Annotated in this window: 16 protein-coding genes; 8 read left to right on the top strand and 8 right to left on the bottom strand. The window is 71.4% G+C overall.

All coding sequences use genetic code 11. From position 1 onward, the window contains the following. Positions 1–161: 161 nt before the first annotated feature. Positions 162–629 carry an RDD family protein gene (locus ACZ4TV_RS28680; protein ID WP_468137946.1) on the bottom strand — a complete coding sequence of 156 codons (468 nt, stop codon included), beginning with the start codon at positions 627–629 and terminating at the stop codon, positions 162–164. Between the two features lie 185 nt (positions 630–814). Here ACZ4TV_RS28680 and glnA point away from each other — a divergent pair, with 185 nt between their 5' ends. Then, positions 815–2,224: a type I glutamate--ammonia ligase gene (gene glnA / locus ACZ4TV_RS28675; protein ID WP_468137944.1), complete on the top strand. Its 1,410-nt coding sequence runs from the start codon at positions 815–817 to the stop codon at positions 2,222–2,224. A 143-nt stretch (positions 2,225–2,367) separates the two neighbouring features. Next, entirely contained in the window at positions 2,368–2,913 is a 546-nt protein-coding gene (locus ACZ4TV_RS28670) for a hypothetical protein (RefSeq protein WP_468137942.1), read from the top strand. Between the two features lie 48 nt (positions 2,914–2,961). Here ACZ4TV_RS28670 and ACZ4TV_RS28665 read toward each other — a convergent pair whose 3' ends face one another. Further along, the gene (locus ACZ4TV_RS28665; RefSeq protein ID WP_468137941.1) at positions 2,962–3,615 is read right to left on the bottom strand and encodes a TetR family transcriptional regulator; all 654 of its coding nucleotides are present in this window, start codon (positions 3,613–3,615) and stop codon (positions 2,962–2,964) included. An 87-nt stretch (positions 3,616–3,702) separates the two neighbouring features. Between ACZ4TV_RS28665 and ACZ4TV_RS28660 the strand changes: the two genes are divergently transcribed. Continuing rightward, complete coding sequence (locus tag ACZ4TV_RS28660) at positions 3,703–4,473, top strand: SDR family NAD(P)-dependent oxidoreductase (RefSeq protein WP_468137940.1); 771 nt, start codon at positions 3,703–3,705, stop codon at positions 4,471–4,473. A gap of 18 nt (positions 4,474–4,491) precedes the next feature. On the opposite strand, the gene ACZ4TV_RS28655 is transcribed toward ACZ4TV_RS28660, so the two are convergent. From ACZ4TV_RS28655 to ACZ4TV_RS28630, 6 genes are all read right to left on the bottom strand, one after another. After that, positions 4,492–5,010: a DUF4240 domain-containing protein gene (locus tag ACZ4TV_RS28655; protein WP_468137939.1), complete on the bottom strand. Its 519-nt coding sequence runs from the start codon at positions 5,008–5,010 to the stop codon at positions 4,492–4,494. A gap of 116 nt (positions 5,011–5,126) precedes the next feature. Continuing rightward, positions 5,127–7,811 (bottom strand): pyruvate dehydrogenase (acetyl-transferring), homodimeric type, encoded by a 2,685-nt coding sequence (gene aceE / locus ACZ4TV_RS28650; RefSeq protein ID WP_468137937.1) that lies wholly within the window; start codon positions 7,809–7,811, stop codon positions 5,127–5,129. A gap of 219 nt (positions 7,812–8,030) precedes the next feature. Then, positions 8,031–8,654 carry a GntR family transcriptional regulator gene (locus ACZ4TV_RS28645; RefSeq protein ID WP_468137958.1) on the bottom strand — a complete coding sequence of 208 codons (624 nt, stop codon included), beginning with the start codon at positions 8,652–8,654 and terminating at the stop codon, positions 8,031–8,033. 132 nt (positions 8,655–8,786) lie between these two features. Continuing rightward, on the bottom strand, positions 8,787–10,574 hold the full coding sequence (sucB, locus tag ACZ4TV_RS28640; protein ID WP_468137935.1) for a 2-oxoglutarate dehydrogenase, E2 component, dihydrolipoamide succinyltransferase: 1,788 nt from the start codon (positions 10,572–10,574) through the stop codon (positions 8,787–8,789). Positions 10,575–10,627: 53 nt separating this feature from the next. Continuing rightward, positions 10,628–12,016, bottom strand: coding sequence for a dihydrolipoyl dehydrogenase (gene lpdA, locus ACZ4TV_RS28635; RefSeq protein WP_468137933.1), 1,389 nt, complete (start codon positions 12,014–12,016; stop codon positions 10,628–10,630). A gap of 305 nt (positions 12,017–12,321) precedes the next feature. After that, positions 12,322–13,860 carry a leucyl aminopeptidase gene (locus tag ACZ4TV_RS28630; protein ID WP_468137932.1) on the bottom strand — a complete coding sequence of 513 codons (1,539 nt, stop codon included), beginning with the start codon at positions 13,858–13,860 and terminating at the stop codon, positions 12,322–12,324. Positions 13,861–14,226: 366 nt separating this feature from the next. Here ACZ4TV_RS28630 and ACZ4TV_RS28625 point away from each other — a divergent pair, with 366 nt between their 5' ends. The 5 genes from ACZ4TV_RS28625 (at position 14,227) to ACZ4TV_RS28605 (ending at position 21,254) form a co-directional block, all read left to right on the top strand. Next, positions 14,227–16,248, top strand: a complete 2,022-nt coding sequence (locus tag ACZ4TV_RS28625) for a hypothetical protein (RefSeq protein WP_468137931.1) — start codon at positions 14,227–14,229, stop codon at positions 16,246–16,248. Positions 16,249–16,430: 182 nt separating this feature from the next. Next, positions 16,431–17,984 carry a GT4 family glycosyltransferase PelF gene (pelF, locus tag ACZ4TV_RS28620; protein ID WP_468137930.1) on the top strand — a complete coding sequence of 518 codons (1,554 nt, stop codon included), beginning with the start codon at positions 16,431–16,433 and terminating at the stop codon, positions 17,982–17,984. 326 nt (positions 17,985–18,310) lie between these two features. After that, the gene (locus ACZ4TV_RS28615; RefSeq protein WP_468137957.1) at positions 18,311–19,744 is read left to right on the top strand and encodes a hypothetical protein; all 1,434 of its coding nucleotides are present in this window, start codon (positions 18,311–18,313) and stop codon (positions 19,742–19,744) included. Next, a complete protein-coding gene (locus ACZ4TV_RS28610) occupies positions 19,741–20,442 on the top strand; it encodes a spherulation-specific family 4 protein (protein WP_468137928.1) in 702 nt (233 codons plus the stop codon). Before ACZ4TV_RS28615 ends, ACZ4TV_RS28610 begins: the two co-directional genes overlap by 4 nt. After that, positions 20,439–21,254 carry an endo alpha-1,4 polygalactosaminidase gene (locus tag ACZ4TV_RS28605; RefSeq protein WP_468137927.1) on the top strand — a complete coding sequence of 272 codons (816 nt, stop codon included), beginning with the start codon at positions 20,439–20,441 and terminating at the stop codon, positions 21,252–21,254. Before ACZ4TV_RS28610 ends, ACZ4TV_RS28605 begins: the two co-directional genes overlap by 4 nt. Positions 21,255–21,431 lie beyond the last annotated feature (177 nt).

Below are 21,431 nucleotides of genomic sequence, written 5' to 3'. Positions count from 1 at the left end.
CCCCCCCCCCCCCCCCCCCCCCCCCCCCCCCCCCCCCCCCCCCCCCCCCCCCCCCCCCCCCCCCCCCCCCCCCCCCCCCCCCCCCCCCCCCGCCCCTGTGCGTACCCGTGTCGTATGTCGCACGTCGTACGCGTCACACGTCCGGCCTAGATGCGTCCGGCCTAGAGGCGGACCTGGACGGCGCGCGCCAGCCGGTCGTGCAGTCCGCGGCCGTCCCGGTCCCAGATCAGCGCCGGGACGACCAGGGCCAGCAGCAGCGTGCGCACGATCACCCGGATGATGCCGAGGCGGCCGCCGGTCTCCGAGATCACCCGCAGGCCCAGGATCCGCTTGCCCGGAGTGAAGCCCACGGTGCCGACCGTCAGGATGGTCAGGGCCACGAAGAGCCCGAGGGTCCAGTTGCCCGTCGCGGCCAGGTCGCCGCCCGTGATCAGCCCGTACGCAATCAGCTGGCAGCCGATCCAGTCGATGGCGACGGCGCCGAGCCGGCGCCCGAAGCGTGCGATCGAGCCGGGGCCCTGCTGTGGCAGACCGAGCCGCTGGCCCGGGTAGCCGAAGTCGACGCCCATGTCCTCGGCGGCCGAGCGGGGGCCGGAGAGCCAGGATCCGATTGCCTGTCTGTTGTCCACCCGAACACGGTACCCGTGGCGCCGCAGAGCACTCCGGCGGGACCCTGGTTAACTTGTGCGAAACAAATGGGTCATGCTTGAGAAATCCCGTCTGCTTATGGTCGGGTCAGCGTGCGGCACCGCACTGACGCACCACGAGCTATAAAGCCCGTCCCTCCCCCGGGACCGGGAGTAGGAGGAGTTGGATGTTCCAGAACGCCGACGAAGTGAAGCAGTACATCGAGGAGAACGACGTCAAGTTCGTCGACGTCCGCTTCTGCGACCTGCCTGGTGTGATGCAGCACTTCACCATCCCGGCGCGGGCGTTCGACCCGGCGGAGGAGCTCGCCTTCGACGGTTCCTCGATCCGCGGTTTCCAGGCCATCCACGAGTCCGACATGGCTCTGCGTGCCGACATCACCACCGCGCGTCTGGACCCGTTCCGCAAGGACAAGACGCTCAACATCAACTTCTTCATCCACGACCCGATCACGGGCGAGGCCTACAGCCGTGACCCGCGCAACATCGCGAAGAAGGCCGAGGCGTACCTCGCCTCGACCGGCATCGCCGACACCGCGTACTTCGGCCCCGAGGCCGAGTTCTACGTGTTCGACAGCGTGCGCTTCGCGACGTCCGCGAACGAGGGCTTCTACCACATCGACTCCGAGGCCGGCGCCTGGAACACCGGTTCCGAGGAGAACAACCGCGGCTACAAGGTCCGCTACAAGGGCGGTTACTTCCCGGTCGCCCCGGTCGACCACTTCGCCGACCTGCGCGCCGAGATCTCCCTCGAGCTGGACGCCCAGGGCCTCCAGGTCGAGCGCCAGCACCACGAGGTCGGCACCGGCGGCCAGGCCGAGATCAACTACAAGTTCAACACGCTGCTCGCCGCGGCCGACGACCTGATGCTCTTCAAGTACATCGTGAAGAACGTCGCCTGGCGCAACGGCAAGACCGCGACCTTCATGCCGAAGCCGATCTTCGGTGACAACGGCTCGGGCATGCACGTGCACCAGTCGCTGTGGGCGAACGGCGACCCGCTGTTCTACGACGAGGCCGGCTACGCGGGTCTCTCGGACACTGCGCGCTACTACATCGGCGGCATCCTCAAGCACGCCCCGTCGCTGCTGGCCTTCACCAACCCGACGGTGAATTCCTACCACCGCCTGGTCCCGGGCTTCGAGGCGCCGGTCAACATGGTGTACTCGCAGCGCAACCGCTCCGCCGCCATGCGCATCCCGATCACGGGCTCGAACCCGAAGGCCAAGCGCGTCGAGTTCCGCGCCCCGGACCCGTCGTCCAACCCGTACCTCGCCTTCGCGGCGCTGCTGCTCGCGGGCCTCGACGGTGTCAAGAACAAGATCGAGCCGATGGAGCCGATCGACAAGGACCTCTACGAGCTCTCGCCCGACGAGCACGCGAGCGTCCCGCAGGTCCCGACGAGCCTCGAGGACGTCCTCAAGGCCCTGGAGGCCGACCACGAGTACCTCCTGGCCGGCGGTGTCTTCACGCCCGACCTGATCGAGACCTGGATCGACTACAAGCGCACGCACGAGATCGCCCCGATCGCGCAGCGTCCGCACCCGCACGAGTTCGAGCTGTACTTCGACATCTAAGAAATGCCTGATGGGGGCCTCCCGCCGCACTCCACGGAGAGCGGCGGGAGGCCTTTCTGCTTTGACAGCTCGCCGGGGTCGGGTAAGGGTGGAAATGACCCGTAAAGGCCGGATAAGCGAGATATGTTCGGAGGTGCATGAAGATGCGCCGTAGGATCGTTGCGGTAGCCATGGCGGGCGCCGCCGGAGTCGCCATCGGCCTGATGCCGGTAGGCGGCGCCTCGGCCGCCACCACCACCGGCGGCGGCACCTGGAGGTGCTCGGAGGAGCGCTGGAGCGACTGGCGTTGGGACGAGTGCTGCAACCGCGACTGGCGGGACCGCCCCAGCTGGTGCTGGGACGACGGCGGATTCGGCGGCAACGGCGGCGACGGGCGTCACGACTGGAGCAACTGGCGTGACGCGAGCTGGGACGACTTCGGTCGTGGCGGCAATGGCGACTGGGACTGGGGTAACGGCCGCGGTGGCAACGGCGACTGGGACTGGGGCAACGGTCGCGGTGGCAACGGTGACTGGGACTGGGGCAACGGTCGCGGCGGTAACGGCGACTGGGGCAACGGCGACTGGAACGGCTCCGGCGGCAACGGTGACTGGAACGGCTCCGGCGGCAACGGTGACTGGAACGGCTCCGGCGGCAACGGTGACTGGAACGGCTCCGGCGGCAACGGTGACTGGGGTGGCGGCCACTGACGCGACCATGGACCACGGGCCCGGGCTGATGCCCCTGCCGCGCTGACCTCAGCGCAGCAGGGGCATCGCGCCTGTCAGGTCGTGCAGGCAGCGGACCGCCAGTTCCGCCGGGGAGCCGGGGCCCGAGACCGGGGCGTCCGTGGTCGACCACAGCTCCAGCGCCACGCGGATCGCGTCCGTGGCCGCCGCGGCGAGCAGCCGCACCTCCAGCGGGTCCGCGTCCGGGCCCGCCAGCCGGGTGAGCACCGGGACCAGGTGCTCCTCGGAGTCCTGGTTCACGCAGTACCAGACCGCGCGCAGGGCCTGGTCGCCCGCCGCCGCGCGGAGCAGGCCGCGGGTCACCTCCAGGCCTTCCCCGACCGCCTGCGGGGCGCTCAGCGACCGGCTGACGGCGCGTTCCAGCGCCTCGGCGAGCGGTGTGCCGGGGTCCTCCTCGGCGAGCAGCGCGCGCCAGGCGTCACCGCCGCCCGCCAGCAGCGGGGCCACCGCCTCCTGCTTGTTGCGGAAGTAGCGGTAGAACGTGCGCAGCGCCACCCCCGCCCGGCGGGCGATGTCCTCGGCGGTGGTGCCGTCGGGACCGTGTTCCGCGAACAGGTCGCAGGCCGCGCGGGCGATGTCCAGCTGGGTGGCGGCCTTGCGGCGCTCGGTCAGCGACTGGCCCCCGGGGCCGGCCTGGGGAGAGTACGGACGACGGGATCTCACGAGGGGAAGCGTACCCCTCGCACCCGCCCGCGATTGCATTCTCTGTCGGCATGGCAAAGCATGCCAGTCCTTGGGTACGCTCGCGCCATGAACCGCTACGAAGGACGCCGCGTCCTCATCACCGGCGGCGGCTCCGGCATCGGCCGGGCCACCGTCCACCGCATCCTCTCCGAGGGCGGCCGCGTCCACACGGTCGACGTCAGCGAGGCCGGCCTCAAGGACACCGCCGCCCAGGCCGCCGCCGCGGGCCACGGGGCCCGGCTCAGCACCGCGCTCCTCGACATATCCGACGAGAACGCCGTCAAGGAGGGCGTGGCCGCCGCGGTCGACGCCCTCGGCGGGATCGACGTGCTCGTCAACGCCGCCGGCATCCTGCGCTCCGCGCACACCCACCGGACCACGCTCGACCTCTGGAACAAGGTCATCGGGGTCAACCTGACCGGCACCTTCCTGATGATCCGCGAGTCCCTGCCGGCCCTGCTGGCGGGCGACCGGCCGGTCGTCGTGAACTTCAGCTCCACCTCGGCGTCCTTCGCGCACCCCTACATGTCCGCCTACGCCGCCAGCAAGGGCGGCATCCAGTCCATGACCCACGCGCTGGCCGCCGAGTACAGCAAGCAGGGTCTGCGCTTCGTCTCCGTCGCCCCCGGCTCCATCGAGAGCGGCATGACCACCGGCGCCGGCCCCGGACTGCCCGAGGACACCGACTGGTCCCTCTTCACCAAGCTCGCCCCGGCCATCGGCCAGGGCTTCGCCGGCCCGCAGAGCGTCGCCGGCGTCGTCGCCATGCTGGGCTCCGAGGACGGCGCCTTCATCACCGGTACGGAGATCCGCATCGACGGCGGCACCCACTACTGAGTCCTACTGAGTCGGGCCTCAGCCCCTGAAACGCTGCCAGAGCCGGGGGAAGCGCTCCGCGAGCACGGCTTCGCTCTCGAAGTCCAGCGGGGTGCCCTCCGGCTCCGCCGCCTGCAGCGGGATGCCCAGATCCGGCGCCACCGCCCCGGTCAGCTGCTCGTAGGCCTCGTCGGCCGCGTACCCCAGCTCCTCGCCGTCCCCGTCGATCTCCTCGTCGAAGTCCTCCAGGAGCTCCGCCAGGCGGTCCGGATCGTGCACCCCGCCCTCGAAGACCTCCCGCCCCTGGCCGATCAGCCAGCAGCGGAAGTAGTCGAAGGCGTCGTCGCTCGCCCCGTCGAGCAGCACCCAGGCCGCCCCCCACAGGTCCCAGGTGTACGCCCGGTTGTACCGCGACTCGAAGTGCCGGGCGAAGTCCAGGACGGAGTCCGGATCGAGCTGGGTCAGGCGCTCCACGAGCAGCTCGGCCTGTTCCTCGGGGTCGCCGTCGGCGGCCTCGCGGGTGCGGTCCACGATCTCCCAGAACTCCGTCTCGTCCATCACCGCTCCAGCATCACGGGTCCACCCCCCGGCCGCCACCTCGCATGCGACGAAAGGCCGGTGTCCCACCCCCCGGGGGGTCGGACACCGGCCTTTCGGCTCCGTCAGACGCGGCCTCAGAGGCCGTAGCGCTCCCGGGCCTCCTTGACGGAGGACGCCGGTACCTCGCCGCGGCGGGCGAGCTGGGCCAGCGCGGCCACCACGATCGACTGGGCGTCGACACCGAAGTGGCGGCGGGCGCCCTCACGGGTGTCGGACAGACCGAAGCCGTCCGTACCCAGCGAGGTGTAGTCCTGCTCCACCCACTGGCTGATCTGGTCCGGGACCTGACGCATCCAGTCGGAGACGGCGAGGACCGGGCCGGCGGCACCCTCCAGCGCGCGGGTCACGTACGGGGTGCGCACCTCGCCGCGCAGCAGCGCCTCGTCGCACTCCAGCGCGTCGCGCCGCAGCTCGCCCCAGGAGGTGGCGGACCAGACGTCGGCGGCCACGTTCCAGTCGGCGGCGAGCAGCCGCTGCGCCTCCAGCACCCAGTGGATCGCCGTGCCCGAGGCCATCAGCTGGACCTTCGGCGCGTCGGCGGCCGGGGCCGCCTCGGCCAGGTCGGCCGCCGTGTTGAAGCGGTAGAGGCCGCGCAGGATGCCTTCCTCGACGCCCTCGGGCATCGCGGGCTGCACCTTCGGCTCGTTGTAGACCGTCAGGTAGTAGAAGACGTCTTCCGGCTTCTCGCCGTACATCCGGCGCAGACCGTCCTTGACGATCACCGCGATCTCGTACGCGAAGGCCGGGTCGTAGTTGAGCGACGCCGGGTTCGTGGACGCGATCAGGTGCGAGTGGCCGTCCGCGTGCTGCAGGCCCTCGCCGGTCAGCGTGGTGCGGCCCGCGGTGGCGCCGACGATGAAGCCCTTGCCGAGCTGGTCGGCGAGCTGCCACATCTGGTCGGCGGTGCGCTGCCAGCCGAACATCGAGTAGAAGATGTAGAAGGGGATCATCGGCTCGCCGTGCGTCGCGTACGACGTGCAGGCCGCGATGAAGTCGGCCATGGCGCCGGCCTCGGTGATCCCCTCGTTGAGGATCTGGCCGTCCTTGGCTTCCTTGTAGTACATGAGCTGGTCGCGGTCGACCGGCTCGTACGTCTGACCCAGCGGCGAGTAGATGCCGGCCGACGGGAAGAGGGACTCCATACCGAAGGTACGGGCCTCGTCCGGGACGATCGGCACCCAGCGCTTGCCGGTCTCCTTGTCCCGCATCAGGTCCTTGACGAGCCGGACGAAGGCCATGGTGGTGGCCATCTCCTGCTTGCCGGAGCCCTTCAGCAGCGGGGCGAAGGAGCGCTCCGCCGGGGCGGGCAGGGCCACGTGCTTGACCTTGCGGGCCGGGGCCGGGCCGCCGAGCGCCGCGCGGCGCTCGTTCAGGTACTGGACCTCGGGGGAGTTCGCGCCCGGGTGGCCGTACGGGACCTGGCCGTCGGCGAAGGCGCTGTCCGGGATCGGCAGGCCAAGGAGGTCACGCATGTCCTTGAACTCGTCGATCGTCAGCTTCTTCATCTGGTGGTTCGCGTTCTTCGACTCGAACCCGGCACCCAGCGTGTAGCCCTTGACGGTCTGCGCCAGGATGACCGTCGGCGCGCCCTTGTGCTCCAGGGCGGCCTTGTACGCGGCGTAGACCTTGCGGGGCTCGTGGCCGCCGCGGGAGCTGTGGAAGCACTCGGCGATCTTCGCGTCGGAGAGCACCCCGGCCAGCTGCACCAGCTCGGCGTTGGCGCCGAAGAAATGCTGGCGGATGTAGGCCACGTCGCGGGTCGCGTACGTCTGGAACTGCGCGTCCGGCACCTCGCGCAGGCGGCGTACCAGGGCGCCCGTGGTGTCGAGCTGGAACAGCTCGTCCCAGGCGGAGCCCCACAGCGACTTGATGACGTTCCAGCCGGCGCCGCGGAACTGGGCCTCCAGCTCCTGGACCACGCGGAAGTTGGCGCGGACCGGACCGTCGAGGCGCTGCAGGTTGCAGTTGATGACGAAGGTCAGGTTGTCGAGCTGCTCGCGGGAGGCGAGGGCCAGGGCGGCGGTCGACTCGGGCTCGTCCATCTCGCCGTCGCCCAGGAACGCCCAGACGTGCGAGTTGGCGGTGTCCTTGATGCTCCGGTTCTGCAGGTAGCGGTTGAAGCGCGCCTGGTAGATCGCGGAGAGCGGGCCGAGGCCCATGGACACCGTCGGGAACTCCCACAGCCACGGCAGGCGCCGCGGGTGGGGGTAGGACGGCAGGCCGTTGCCGCCGGACTCCTGGCGGAAGTTGTCGAGCTGCTGCTCGGAGACGCGCCCGTCGAGGAAGGCGCGGGCGTAGATGCCGGGGGAGGCGTGGCCCTGGATGTAGAGCTGGTCGCCCGATCCGTCGGCCTCCTTCCCGCGGAAGAAGTGCTGGAAGCCGGTCTCGTACAGCCACGCGGCGGAGGCGAAGGTGGCGATGTGGCCGCCGACGCCGTACTTGGAGCCGCGGGTCACCATGGCGGCCGCGTTCCAGCGGTTCCAGGCGGTGATCTTGGCTTCCATCTCCTCGTCACCGGGGAACTCGGGCTCCGCGGCGGTGGGGATGGTGTTGACGTAGTCCGTCTCCAGCAGCTTCGGCAGCGCGAGACCGGCGGCCTCGGCGTGCTGGAGCGTGCGGCGGAGCAGGTATTCGGCGCGGCGCGTACCGGCGGCCTTGGCGACGGCGTCGAGGGAGGCCGCCCATTCGGCGGTCTCCTCGGTGTCGCGGTCCGGGAGCTGGTCGAGCTCGCTCGGAAGCTTTCCTACGGGGTCGGACATCGGTGTGCGCCGCCTTCCGGACAAAGGAGAGGTGGTGAAAAAATCCCTGACGGGCAGGACAGGGTCGGTGGACCTGGTTGAGGTCCGCGACGACTGTAAGTCGCTGATCGATGATCGATCAAATAAAAGTGGCGAAGAAATGCCCATTGAATGAAAAGTCGGCACCGCGTGCCAGGAAAAAGGGCACGCGGTGCCGGTCAAAGCCGGACAAGATGCTCCTCAGGCCCGCGGCGCACACCCCAGAACATGCCGTTTCACCAGCAGACCGATGTCCGGATCCTGACCGCGGAACGCCTCGACGAGGGCCTGGTGCTCCTCCGCGTAGGACTTCTGGACGGTCCCCAGCCAGCGGATCGACAGGGCCGTGAACACCTCGATGCCCAGGCTTTCCCAGGTGTGCAGCAGCACGCTGTTCCCGGCCGCCCGCACCATCTCCCGGTGGAAGCCCACCGTGTGCCGCACCTGCGCCGTGCCGTCCTCGGCGCGGTCGGCCTCCCACAGCGCCGCCACGTGCGGCTCCAGCGCCGTACAGTCGGCCGCCAGACGCGGCGCGGCCAGCTCGGCCGCGATCTGCTCCAGACCGGCCCGGACCGGGTAGATCTCCTCAAGGTCCGCCGCCGAGAGGTTCCGTACGCGCACGCCCTTGTTCGGCGCCGACTCGATCAGCCGCAGCGTCTCCAGCTCGCGCAGGGCCTCGCGCACGGGGGTCTGGCTGACCTCCAGCTCCACGGCGATCCGGCGCTCGACGATCCGCTCGCCGGGCTTCCAGCGCCCGCTGACGATCCCCTCCACGATGTGCTCGCGGATCTGCTCGCGCAGCGAGTGCACGACGGGTGGGGTGATCATCGGGGCTTCATCTCCTGATGGGTGTGCAGGGTCACGCGGGGCCTGATGGGTAGACAATACGGCGGCGCCCCCGCCCGGGAGTATCCCGGACGGGGGCGCCGACAGTGAGGCTGGTAACAAGCCGATCGGCTAGAGACCGAGCTCGACCTCGAACTCGCCGGCCTCGAGGATCGCCTTGACGGCCGAGAGGTACCGGGCCGCGTCCGCGCCGTCCACCAGGCGGTGGTCGTAGGACAGGGTCAGGTACGTCATGTCGCGGATGCCGATGTTGGTGCCCTCGGCGGTCTCGATGACCACCGGGCGCTTCACCGTGGCACCGATGCCCAGGATGGCGACCTGGTTCGGCGGCACGATGACCGTGTCGAACAGGGCACCGCGCGAGCCGGTGTTGCTGATGGTGAAGGTCGCGCCCGACAGCTCGTCCGGCGTGATCTTGTTGCCGCGGACCTTGGCGGCCAGGTCGGCGGTCGCCTTGGAGATGCCCGCCAGGTTGAGGTCACCGGCACCCTTGATGACCGGGGTCATCAGGCCCTTCTCGGAGTCCACGGCGATGCCGATGTTCTCCGAGTCGAAGTAGGTGATGGTGCCCTCGTCCTCGTTGATCCGGGCGTTGACGACCGCGTGGGCCTTCAGCGCCTGGGCAGCGGCCTTGACGAAGAACGGCATCGGCGAGAGCTTGACGCCCTCACGGGCCAGGAAGGAGGCCTTGGCCTTCTCGCGCAGCTTCATGATCTTGGTGATGTCCACCTCGACCACGGAGCTGAGCTGAGCCTGCGAGTGCAGCGCCTTCATCATGTTGTCGCCGATGACCTTGCGCATGCGGGTCATCTTGACCGTCTGACCGCGCAGCTCGGACACCGCGGCGGCCGGGGCCTTGGCGGCGGCCGGGGCAGCGGCCGGAGCCGGGGCGGCAGCGGCGGCCTTGGCGGCCTCGGCGGCGGCCAGGACGTCCTGCTTGCGGATGCGGCCACCGACACCGGTGCCCGAGACCGTGGACAGGTTCACGCCGGACTCCGACGCGAGCTTGCGCACCAGCGGGGTCACGTACGCGCCCTCGTCACCGGCGGAAACCGGGGCGGCGGGAGCGGCCGGAGCAGCCGGGGCGACCGGAGCCGGAGCGGCCACGGGGGCCGGGGCGGCAACCGGAGCCGGGGCGGCGACCGGGGCCGGAGCGGCCGGAGCCGGGGCGGCCGGAGCCGGAGCGGCAACCGGAGCCGGAGCGGCCACGGGGGCCGGGGCGGCGGCCGGAGCAGGAGCGGCCGGAGCAGGAGCGGCCGGAGCGGCACCGGCCACGCCGATGACGGCCAGACGGGCGCCGACCTCGGCGGTCTCGTCCTCGCCGACCAGGATCTCCAGCAGCGTGCCGGAGACCGGCGCGGGGATCTCGGTGTCGACCTTGTCGGTGGAGACCTCGAGCAGCGGCTCGTCGGCCTCGACGGCCTCGCCGACCTGCTTCAGCCAGCGGGTGACGGTGCCCTCGGTGACGGACTCGCCCAGGGCGGGGAGTACGACATCGGTACCGGACGCGGCCGGAGCGGCGGGGGCCTCGGCCACCGGAGCCGGAGCCGCAGCCGCGGGGGCCTCGGCGACGGGAGCCGCAGCGGCCGGAGCCTCGGCGGCGGGGGCCTCGGCGGCCGGAGCCTCGGCGGCCGGAGCCGCAGCCGCGGCCGGCGCGCCGGAGCCGTCGTCGATGACGGCCAGCTCGGCGCCGACCTCGACGGTCTCGTCCTCGGCGACCTTGATGGACGCCAGGATGCCGGCCACGGGGGAGGGGATCTCGGTGTCGACCTTGTCGGTGGAGACCTCCAGCAGCGGCTCGTCGGCCTCGACGCGCTCGCCCTCGGCCTTCAGCCAACGGGTGACGGTGCCTTCTGTGACGCTCTCACCGAGCGCCGGAAGGGTTACGGAAACCGTCATGGTTTCAGTTGCTCCTTACGAAAGTGCGGAAGTGGTCGTCGCGCCCGTGACGGTCAGTCGTGGGAGTGCAGGGGCTTGCCGGCCAGGGCCAGGTGGGCCTCGCCGAGCGCCTCGTTCTGCGTCGGGTGCGCGTGGATGAGCTGCGCGACCTCGGCCGGCAGGGCCTCCCAGTTGTAAATCAGCTGGGCCTCGCCGACCTGCTCGCCCATCCGGTCACCGACCATGTGGACGCCGACCACGGCACCGTCCTTGACCTGGACGAGCTTGATCTCGCCCGCGGTCTTCAGGATCTTGCTCTTGCCGTTGCCCGCCAGGTTGTACTTCAGGGCCACGACCTTGTCCGCGCCGTAGATCTCCTTGGCCTTGGCCTCGGTGATGCCGACGGAAGCGACCTCGGGGTGGCAGTAGGTGACGCGCGGGACACCGTCGTAGTCGATGGGGACGACCTTGAGGCCGGCCAGACGCTCCGCGACCAGCATGCCCTCGGCGAAGCCGACGTGCGCGAGCTGGAGGGTCGGGACGAGGTCACCGACGGCCGAGATGGTCGGCACGTTGGTCTGCATGTACTCGTCGACCAGGACGTAGCCGCGGTCCATCGCGACGCCCTGCTCCTCGTAGCCCAGGCCCTGCGAGACCGGGCCGCGGCCCACGGCGACCAGCAGCACCTCGGCCTCGAAGGTCTTGCCGTCGGCCAGCGTCACGCGGACGCCGTTCTCCGTGTACTCGGCCTTGTCGAAGAAGGTGCCGAGGTTGAACTTGATGCCGCGCTTGCGGAACGCGCGCTCCAGCAGCTTCGAGCTGTTCTCGTCCTCGACCGGCACGAGGTGCTTGAGGCCCTCGATGACGGTGATGTCGGAGCCGAAGGACTTCCACGCGGAGGCGAACTCGACGCCGATGACGCCGCCGCCCAGCACGATGGCGGACTCGGGCACCCGGTCCAGGACCAGCGCGTGGTCCGAGGAGATGATGCGGTTGCCGTCGATGTTCAGGCCCGGCAGCGACTTCGGCACGGAGCCGGTCGCCAGCAGGATGTGGCGGCCCTGGATGCGCTGGCCGTTCACGTCGACGGAAGTCGGGGAGGAGAGGCGGCCCTCTCCCTCGATGTACGTCACCTTGCGCGAGGCGACCAGACCCTGCAGGCCCTTGTAAAGGCCCGAGATGACCTCGTCCTTGTACTTGTGCACACCCGCGATGTCGATCCCCTCGAAGGAGGCCTTGACACCGAACTGGGCGGCTTCACGAGCCTGGTCCGCGATCTCGCCCGCGTGCAGCAGAGCCTTCGTGGGGATGCAGCCGTTGTGCAGGCAGGTGCCGCCGAGCTTGTTCTTCTCGATCAGGGCAACGTCCAGACCCAGCTGGGATGCGCGCAGCGCCGCGGCGTAACCGCCACTGCCACCGCCGAGGATCACTAGGTCGAAAACGGTGCTGGCGTCGTTCGCCACGTCACGTCCTCCATGCATGTGCGCCGGGCACCGGTCCTCTGTGACCGGGCGGCGGCTGGTAATCGGCCGCTTGTTTCTTCGGCCCTGTGGTGGGGGCCCTGTCCTGCCGAGAACCCATCTTCGCATTTGTCGGCGGAACGCGGGACGCCGGGCCCGGACTGTGGAAGGTGGTTCTGCCCCAAGTAAGGGTTACCGCTGCGTAGAAACCTACGATTCCGCGAGGTTTCGTCGGGGGACGACCGCACCCCGGGCCCTGACGGGGGCCCGGGGTGCGTCACGTCACACGCGCTGCTTCAGCCGCTGCGTCAGCCCAGGTCGCCCGTGGCCGTACGCTCGGCCAGCCGCACCAGGGTGCGCACGGCCGATCCGGTGCCGCCCTTGGGCGTGTAGCCGTACGGGGCGCTCTCGTGGAAGGCCGGACCGGCGATGTCGAGGTGGGCCCAGGTGATGCCCTCGCCCACGAACTCCTGCAGGAAGAGGCCGGCCGCCAGGCCGCCGCCCATGCGCTCGCCCATGTTGGCGATATCGGCGGTGGGGGAGTCCATGGCCTTGCGCAGGTCCGCGGGGAGCGGCATCGGCCACGAGGCCTCGCCGACCTCCTCGGCGATCTCGTGGATCGAGGTGCGGAAGGCGTCGTCGTTGGACATGACGGCGAACATCCGGTGGCCCAGGGCCAGCACCATGGCGCCGGTCAGGGTGGCCACGTCGACGATCGCGTCCGGGTGGTCCTCGGAGGCCTTGGTCAGCGCGTCGCCCAGGACCAGGCGGCCCTCGGCGTCCGTGTTGAGGACCTCCACGGTCTTGCCGCTGTACATGCGCAGCACGTCACCGGGCTTGGTGGCCGAGCCGGACGGCATGTTCTCGGCGAGCGCGAGCCAGCCGGTGACATTGACCTGGAGGCCCAGCTTCGCGGCCGCGACGACGGCGGCGAAGACGGCGGCGGCGCCGGCCATGTCGCACTTCATCGTCTCGTTGTGGCCGGCCGGCTTCAGGGAGATGCCGCCGGAGTCGTAGGTGATGCCCTTGCCGACGAAGGCGAGGGTCTTCTCCGCCTTGGGGTGCGTGTAGGAGAGCTTCACCAGGCGCGGCGGGTTCTCGGAGCCCTTGCCGACGCCCATGATGCCGCCGTAGCCGCCCTTGACCAGGGCCTTCTCGTCCAGCACCTGGACCTTGATGCCGTTCTCCTTCGCGGTCGCGGAGGCGACCGCGGCGAAGGCCTCGGGGGTGAGGTCGTTCGGCGGGGTGTTGACCAGGTCACGGGCGATGTTGACCTCGGTCGCCACGACGGTGGCGCGCTCGACCGCGGCCTTGTGCTCCTTGTCGCGCGGCTTGGCGCCCAGCAGGGCGACCTCGCCGAGCGGCAGCTTGGGGCCGCCGTTCTTGTTGCCGTTCGCGGACTTCTTCTCGCCGCCCTGGTAGGCGGTGAAGGCGTACGCGCCCAGCAGCGCGCCCTCGGCGACGGCGGTGACGGCGGAGGCGTCGTCCAGGGGGAGGGCGAAGCCGGCCTTCTTGGTGCCGTGCAGCGCGCGGGCGGCGGCGCCGGCGGCGCGGCGCAGCACCTCCTCGTCGAACGACTCGTCCTTCTCCGGGACGGAGCCGAGCCCCACCGCCAGCACGACCGGGACCTTGAGGCCTGCCGGGGCCGGCAGCTTGGTGACCTCGCCTTCGGCGCCCGAGGCGCCGAGCGCGTCGAGGACGCCGGCGAGCTTACCGTCGTACGCCTTGTCCACGGCCTCGGCGCCCGCGGCGACCATCGGGCCCTTGGGGCCCTTCGCCACGCCGACGACGAGGACGTCGGCGCGCAGCGTCGCCGCGCCGGCAGTGCTGAGAGTCAGAGCAGTCACGGTGGTGAAGTCTCGCTTCCGTTTGTGGGTGTGGGCCGAGTGGGTGGACGGCCATCCGTGGCGATCGTATTCGGGCCCGGAGGTCGCGAGAAATGAGCCTACGCGCACGGGCTCGTCCGTACGTCAGCACGGGCTCGTCCGTACGTCACTCGAAGGTTTGTCAAGTTGTTCGATCGACGGGCCATCAGGTTCACCCATCTGTGGACTCTGCTCCAGGTTTGCCCCGTAGACCTGACGAGGTCCGAGAGACTCGGTCCACTCTCGCAAGGGGACTCGGGGTTCCTTTGCATGATTTCCACAGAGCCTCCCCGGCCCGGCCGACCGCCAAGGGCCGAGTCGAGGGGTGCCTGCGGGGGGAAGGCCGACATGGTCAACAAGATGAACAGGGTCGCCGCTGTCATGGCCGCGGCGGCCCTGGTGTCCGTGGTGGTGCCCGCCTCGACCGCCCAGGCGGCCGAGGCGCCGCGGATCGACCTGAAGGTGCTCGTCGTCGACGACGGCGGCAGCTCAGTCGAGGCGCTCACGGCGGAACTCCGGGACACCGGCGTCCCGTACACCCGCGTCGAGCTCGGCAGCGCCAGCCGCCCGGTCATCGACGCCGCATTCCTCAGCGACACCCTCGACGGCCGCCCGCGCGCCAAGTACCAGGGCGTGGTCCTGCCGAACGAGAACCCCTTCGGGGAGGGCTCGGCCGAGATGGCCGCCCTCGCCGCGTACGAGACGGCGTACGGGATCCGCCAGGTCGACGCCTACACCTGGGCGCACCCGGGCGTCGGGCTGGAGTACACCGACAACGGCGGCTACAGCGGCCAGCTCGACGGCACCCGGGCCGCCGTCACCGCGGCCGGCAAGGCCGGGCCCTTCGGCTACCTCGGCGGGCAGGTCGCCTTCGAGGACAACTCCGCCCTCGTCCCCGAGAGCTTCGGCTTCATCGGCAAGCCGCGCACCGGCTACACCAGCTACCTCGACGCCCCCGTCGGCTCCGGGCGGGCCTCGCTCGTCGGCGAGTACGCCCACGACGGGCGCAGCGAGCTCGTCGTCACCTTCGGCTACAACCAGCACCAGCGGCAGTTCCGGCTGCTGGCCCGCGGCATCGTCGAGTGGCTCACCCAGGGCATCCACCTGGGCCGGAGCCGCAACTACTTCGCGGTCCACGTCGACGACGTCTTCGCCCCGGACGCCCGCTGGAACAAGGAGCTCAACTGCACGCCCGGCGACTACGCCTGCCCCGGCGGCGAGGGCAAGGAGAGCACCATCCGGATGACCGCCGCCGACGCGCAGTACGCGGCGCAGTGGCAGACGTCCAAGAACTTCAAGCTCGACATGCTCTTCAACGCGGGCGCCGGTGAGGAGTGGAAAGCCGAGAACGGCGGCACCGACGCCCTCACCGCCCAGCTCGTCGCCGACCGGGCCAAGTACCGCTGGATGAACCACACCTACACGCACCCGTTCCTCGGCTGTGTCCAGGACACCACCACCATCCCCTGGAGCTGCGCGAAGAACGCCCAGGGCGCGGTCCAGTGGATGAGCCGCGCGGAGATCTCCGCGCAGATCCGCGACAACAACGACTGGGCCGCCGCCAAGGGCATCGTCACCGACCGGACCGAGCTCGTCACCGGTGAGCACTCCGGGCTGAAGACCGACCCGCAGCAGCCCCAGGACAACCCCAACCTGGCCGGCGCCCTCGCCGACAACGGCGTCAAGTGGGCGGGCAGCGACAACTCCCGCGAACCGGCGCAGCGCGCCGTCGGCGCCGCCCTGACCGTCCCGCGCCACCCGATGAACGTGTACTACAACACGGGCACCAACGCGGAGATGGCCGACGAGTACAACTGGATCTACACCAGCCGCGCGGACGGCGGCAGCGGCATCTGCGAGGACAACCCGGCCACCTCCACCTGTCTGCCGGCCCCGGTCGACGCCACCACCGGATACCTGGACCACATCGTCCCCCAGGAGGCCCGGACCGCCCTGCGCCACGTGCTGGCCAACGACCCGCGCCCGCACTACGTCCACCAGTCCAACCTCGCCGAGGACCGCACCCTCTACCCGGTGCTCGACCAGGTGCTGGACACCTACCGCGCGCTGTACGCGCCCAGCGCGCCGATCGTCAACCAGAGCATGAAGGCCACCGGCATCGAGCTCGGCCGCCGCGCGGCCTGGGACAAGGCGCTCGCGGACGGCAAGGTCACCGCCTACCGCATCGGCACCGCCGTCACCATCAAGGCGCCCTCCGGAGTGGTCGCCCCGGTCACCGCCCCCAACGGCACCAAGAAGCAGCTGCTGCTCGGCACCGCCGACTTCGGCGCCGCGTACGCCGGCACCCGCTCCGCCTGGACCGGGCCGGAGCTGCTGCAGAGCGCCGTCACGCTCCGCCTGCCCAGCTGAGCCACCGCACCACCTGTCGGGCGAGCGAGCAGAAGGGCGCGCGTCGGCGAAGGAGGGCGAACGCCCGGAGAAAACCGCGAGGAACGAGCGGTTTTCGAGGACGTACGCCCTCCTGGAGCCGACATCAGCGCCCCCGGAGGCGAGCGAGCCCCCATGAGAAGAGTCCTGGGGGGACACACCGCATGAGTCATGGGCGTCACGTCACCATGCTCACCGAAGGCACCTATCCGCACGTCCACGGGGGCGTCAGCACCTGGTGCGACCAACTGGTACGAGGCATGCCGGAGGTCGACTTCAACGTCATAGCCCTGACCGGCTCCGGACGAGAGCCGGTCACCTGGGAACTGCCCCGCAACGTCTACCGGCACACCGCCGTCCCGCTCTGGGGGCCACCCCCGTCACGCGGCCGCCGGTCCGCCCTGCGCGGCAAGGCCCACCGCCGCTTCACCGAGGTCTACGAGACCTTCCTGCTCTCCCTGCTCGATCCGGCGGCCGACCCCGCCCGGGGCAGGGGGCACCTCCCAGCGGGAGCCGGGGGATTCTCCGCGGCCCTGCGCGAACTGGCCGTCCTGGCCCGGGCCGGAAAGCTGGCCCCGGCCCTGCGCTCCGAATCGGTTCTGCGCCTGCTGATGGCCGTATGGACCCGCCCCGGCCTCCCCACCGCCGAGGCGGCGCCCACCATCCACGACGCGCTCACCGCCACCGACCTGCTGGAACACGCGCTGCGCCCGCTCGGCGTGCGGATCCCGCCCGACAGCGTCGCGCACGCCGTCAGCAGCGGCCTCGCCACCCTCCCCGCCCTCGCCGCCACCTACCTCGACGGGGTGCCCTTCCTGCTCACCGAGCACGGCATCTACCTGCGCGAGCGCTACCTCGGCTACCGCAGCGCCGGCCAGCGCTGGCCCGTCAAGGCGCTCATGCTCGGCTTCTACCGCGAGCTCAACACCGAGGGCTACCGCCAGGCCGACCTGATCACCCCGTGCAACCAGTACAACCGCCGCTGGGAGGAGCGCGGAGGCGCCGACTCCGAGCGCATCCGCACCGTCTACAACGGCGTCGACCCGCACGCCTTCCCCGAGGCCGGACCCGAACCGGACGTGCCCACGCTCAGCTGGTGCGGCCGCATCGACCCGATCAAGGACCTCGAAACCCTCATCCGGGCCTACGCGTTCATGCGCGGGGAACTGCCCGCCCTGCGACTGCGCCTCTTCGGCCCGGTCCCGGCCGGCTGCGAGGAGTACAAACTCCGCCTGGAGAAGCTCGCCGCCGAACTGGGGGTGACCGACGGGATCACGTACGAGGGCCGCATCGAGGAGGTCGCCCGGGCCTACGCGGCGGGCTCCGTCGTGATGCTCTCCAGCATCAGCGAGGGTTTCCCCTTCAGCATCATCGAGGCGATGTCCTGCGGCCGCACCACCGTCTCCACCGACGTCGGGGGAGTGCGCGAGGCCGTCGGGGACACCGGTCTGGTGGTCCCGCCGCGCGAGCCGGAGACCATGGCCCGCGCCACCCTCGCCCTGCTCCGCGACGACGAACGCCGCGCCGAGCTGGGCCGGATGTCCCGCAAGCGGGTGGTGGAGAAGTTCACCCTCCACCAGTCCGTGGACGGCTTCCGGCACATCTACCGCGGCCTCGCCGGCCAGCCCGTGCTGCCCGTCCGCCCGGGCGACCAGTGGACCCAGCGGCTCGCCGACCCCTGGTACCGCGAACTGGCCGCCGACGGGAGCCTGTGGTGAGCGGATCCCTCTGGCTCAAGCCGCCGTGGCCCGAGCGGCCCGCGGGCCCCGGCGGGGCCGGTGGCCTTGCCGGTGCCGGTGCCGGTGCCGGTGGCATCGGTGAGGCCGGTGGCCGCCCCGGCTCCGCCGGGTACCCGGCCGCCGTAGGTCCCGACCCGGCGGGCTCGCCCGGGCTCCTCGCCGACACGCTGCCCGCCCTCCCCCGACCGCGCCGCGAAGGCCCCGGCCCCGGTCCCGATCCCGGTCCCGATCCCGGTCCCGATCCCGGTCCCGATCCCGGTCCCGATCCCGGTCCCGATCCCGGTCCCGATCCCGCTCCCGATCCGATGGACGAACTCGCCGAGCGCCTCGACGTGTTCATCGCCGCGGCCGTCCACCCCGACGAGATCGCCGCGCTCCTCGAATCCGACGGCATGACCGACGAGCACATCCGGCTCGCCTACGGCCGCCACGACTCCTTCGCACTCGCCGAGGAGCTCTACGCCCGCGTGCCCCGTTCCTTCCCGGAGCCGGGCGCCGTCCCCGACCCGTGGAAGGTCTCCCTCACCGCGTGCCTGCTGCGCGGGGTGATCTTCGCCCTGCCCGGCCTGGCCTACCTCCTCGGCGCGCCGCTCCTCGACGGCCCGCCGGACCGCCTCGGCCTGCCGGCCGGGACGCTCACCCTGCTCGCCGGGGCGCTCATCGGCTGGGTCTGGGACCAGACCCTGTCCCACCGCGCCTACTCCTGGCTCGGCCTCGGCGACCGGGCCGCCGCCGGGCGGACCCTGCTCCTCGGCGCCCCCGCCGGATCACTGCTGGGCACCGCCGCCGCGCTGGCCGTGCCCGGCGGACCGCCGTTCTCCTCCGCCTTCGCCGCCGGACAGGCCCTCTACGTCGGCGCCGCCACCGTCCTGCTGGTCCTCGGCCGGGAGCGGGTGCTGCTCGCGGCACTCGGCCCGATGGCCGTGGGGGCGCTGCTCGCGCTCTTCGTCGACCTGCCCGTGCCGGTGCGGGTGACCCTGCTCGTGGTGTCCCTGCTGGCCGCCTGCACCCTGGCCGTACGGGAGCTCCCGCTGGCCGGCGCAGTACGGGCCGCCGCGCTGCGGATCCGTGGCCGGGCCGCGCGCCGGCCCGGCAAGGGCCCCGTGCGCTGGCGGATGCTGCGCGGGGCCGAGGAGGAGTTCGCGCCGCGCGGGCCCCGGCTCGCGGACTCGGTGCCGTACGGGGTCTTCGGCCTCGGCACCGGCCTGCTCGTGCTGTACGCCGCCCTCGGCGAGGTGCTCGCCGGCGGCCCCGCCGAGGCCGTCGCCGCCCCATCGGCGGTGGCCCTCACCCTGAGCATGGGTCCGGCCGAATGGCTGCTGTACCGGTTCCGCAGCGGCAGCCTCTCCGGGCTCCGCGGGGCCCGTTCGCCCGGGGCCTTCCGGCGGCGGATGCTGGTCACACTGGTCCGGTGCCTCTCCGTCTACCTGGCGGTCCTGCTGGTCCTGGGGCTGACCGGAACCCTGCTCTGGCCGGGCGCCCCCGGCCTCACCGGGGTCCGGGTCGCCACCTTGCTGCTGCTCGGGGCGGTGATGTGGACCGGGCTGCTCCTGCAGTCCTTCGGCTCGGTCCGGCCCGCGGCCGTGGTCTGCGCCTCGGCCGCCGTCGCCCAGAGCCTGGCCCTGCTGACCGGACTGGGCCAGCCCCGGGTGGTCCAGCTGGTGGTGGCGGGCACGGCCGCGGCCGTGCTGGCCGCTCTGGTCTGCCTGCTCCTCGGCCGCGCGACCGCCCACCGATGACGTACGAGACGTACGGGACGTACGAGACGGATGAGACGATGGATCGCATGCTGCTGGTGCCCCTCTACGAGCACCCCGCCGACCGGCCCGAGGCCTGGGAGAGGCTCATCCACTGCGCCGGCCGGCTGCACTCGGTGGTGCTCAACCCCGACAGCGGACCGGGCGCCGCCCCCGACGAACGGTTCGCCCGCGTCGCCGAGCGGCTGCGCGAGGCCGGCGTACCGGTGCTCGGGTACGCCGACACCGACTACGGGCGGCGCCCGCACGCCGCGGTGGTGCAGGACCTGCTGCGCCACCGCGACTGGTACGCCACCGACGGGGCCTTCCTCGACCAGGCCTCCGCCGACCCGGAACTGCTCCCGCACTACGGGCGGCTCGCGGTCGCCGCCCGCGCGGCGGGCGCCCGTACCCTCGTCCTCAACCACGGGGTCCACCCCCATCCCGGCTACGCCGAACTGGCCGACCTCCTCGTCACTTTCGAGGGTCCCTGGGACGCCTACCGGGACGAGGCCGCCGTCCCGCCCTGGACCGCGGACCACCCCGCCCAGCGGTTCTGCCACCTCGTGTACGCCGTCCCGCCGGGCGCCCCCACCGCCCAACTCGCCCAGGAGCGCCGGGCGGGGGTGCACTGCGCGGTCCCCGGGACCGGCGCGCACCCGTGGGGCACCCTCCCGTACGCGCTGGAGGCCGCCGGATGAAGCGGTTCACCGCCGTGCTGGTGGCGGCGCTGCTGCTGCTCACCGCCTGCACGGCGGAGCAGGGAGACGATGGTGAGGACGGACCGTACCCGTGGCCGGACCAGGCCCCGGGGGAGCGCTGGCAGCCCCGGCCGGGTACCGGCTGGCAGTGGCAGCTCACCGGCAGGCTCGACACCTCGGTGAAGGCCCCGGTGTACGACGTCGACGGGTTCACCACCACCAAGGAGCAGGTCGCCGCCCTGAAGAAGGCCGGGCGCAAGACCATCTGCTACCTCTCCACCGGAGCCTGGGAGGACTTCCGGCCGGACGCGGACGCGTTCCCGAAGGCGCTGATCGGCAAGGGCAACGGCTGGGAGGGCGAGCGCTGGCTGGACATCCGGGCCCTGACCGAGCTGGAACCGCTGATCGCCAAGCGGTTCGACATGTGCCGGGACAAGGGCTTCGACGCGGTGGAGCCGGACAACATGGACGGCTACCGCAACACGTCCGGCTTCCCGCTCACCGCCGACGACCAGCTGCGCTACAACCGGCTGATCGCGAAGCTCGCCCATGACCGGGGTCTGGCGGTCGGTCTGAAGAACGACCTCGACCAGATCCCGCAGCTCGTCGGCGACTTCGACTTCGCGGTCAACGAGCAGTGCGCGCAGTACGACGAGTGCGAGCGGCTGACGCCCTTCATCGAGGCCGGGAAGGCCGTTTTCCACGTGGAGTACGAGCTGGCGGCGGCCCGCTTCTGCGAGCGCTCGCGCGAGCTGGGCCTGAGCTCCTTGCAGAAGCGCTACGACCTGGACCCGTGGCGCCGCGCCTGTTGAGGCCCAGCCTCCCCGCAGCCAACCCCGGCCTTGCCGCAGCCAAACCCACCCTTGCCGCAGCCAAACCCAGCCTCGCCGGGGCCGAACCAGCCTCGCCGGGGGGGGGGGGGGGGGGGGGGGGGGGGGGGGGGGGGGAAAAAAAAAAAAAAAAAAAAGAGGAGAGGGCGCGTGGGGAAG

This window comes from Streptomyces sp. NPDC028910 (assembly GCF_055564955.1).
The sequence above is the reverse complement of the archived record's forward strand: the minus strand, read 5'-3'. Positions and strand labels throughout refer to the sequence as shown.

Coding starts and splice junctions, on each gene's coding strand:
- ACZ4TV_RS28605 (WP_468137927.1), top strand. CDS start 20,439: ATGAAGCGGTTCACCGCCGTGCTGGTGGCGGCGCTGCTGCTGCTCACC.
- ACZ4TV_RS28625 (WP_468137931.1), top strand. CDS start 14,227: ATGGTCAACAAGATGAACAGGGTCGCCGCTGTCATGGCCGCGGCGGCC.
- sucB (WP_468137935.1), bottom strand. CDS start 10,574: ATGACGGTTTCCGTAACCCTTCCGGCGCTCGGTGAGAGCGTCACAGAA.
- ACZ4TV_RS28670 (WP_468137942.1), top strand. CDS start 2,368: ATGCGCCGTAGGATCGTTGCGGTAGCCATGGCGGGCGCCGCCGGAGTC.
- ACZ4TV_RS28615 (WP_468137957.1), top strand. CDS start 18,311: ATGGACGAACTCGCCGAGCGCCTCGACGTGTTCATCGCCGCGGCCGTC.
- pelF (WP_468137930.1), top strand. CDS start 16,431: ATGAGTCATGGGCGTCACGTCACCATGCTCACCGAAGGCACCTATCCG.
- ACZ4TV_RS28655 (WP_468137939.1), bottom strand. CDS start 5,010: ATGGACGAGACGGAGTTCTGGGAGATCGTGGACCGCACCCGCGAGGCC.
- glnA (WP_468137944.1), top strand. CDS start 815: ATGTTCCAGAACGCCGACGAAGTGAAGCAGTACATCGAGGAGAACGAC.
- ACZ4TV_RS28660 (WP_468137940.1), top strand. CDS start 3,703: ATGAACCGCTACGAAGGACGCCGCGTCCTCATCACCGGCGGCGGCTCC.
- aceE (WP_468137937.1), bottom strand. CDS start 7,811: ATGTCCGACCCCGTAGGAAAGCTTCCGAGCGAGCTCGACCAGCTCCCG.
- ACZ4TV_RS28610 (WP_468137928.1), top strand. CDS start 19,741: ATGACGTACGAGACGTACGGGACGTACGAGACGGATGAGACGATGGAT.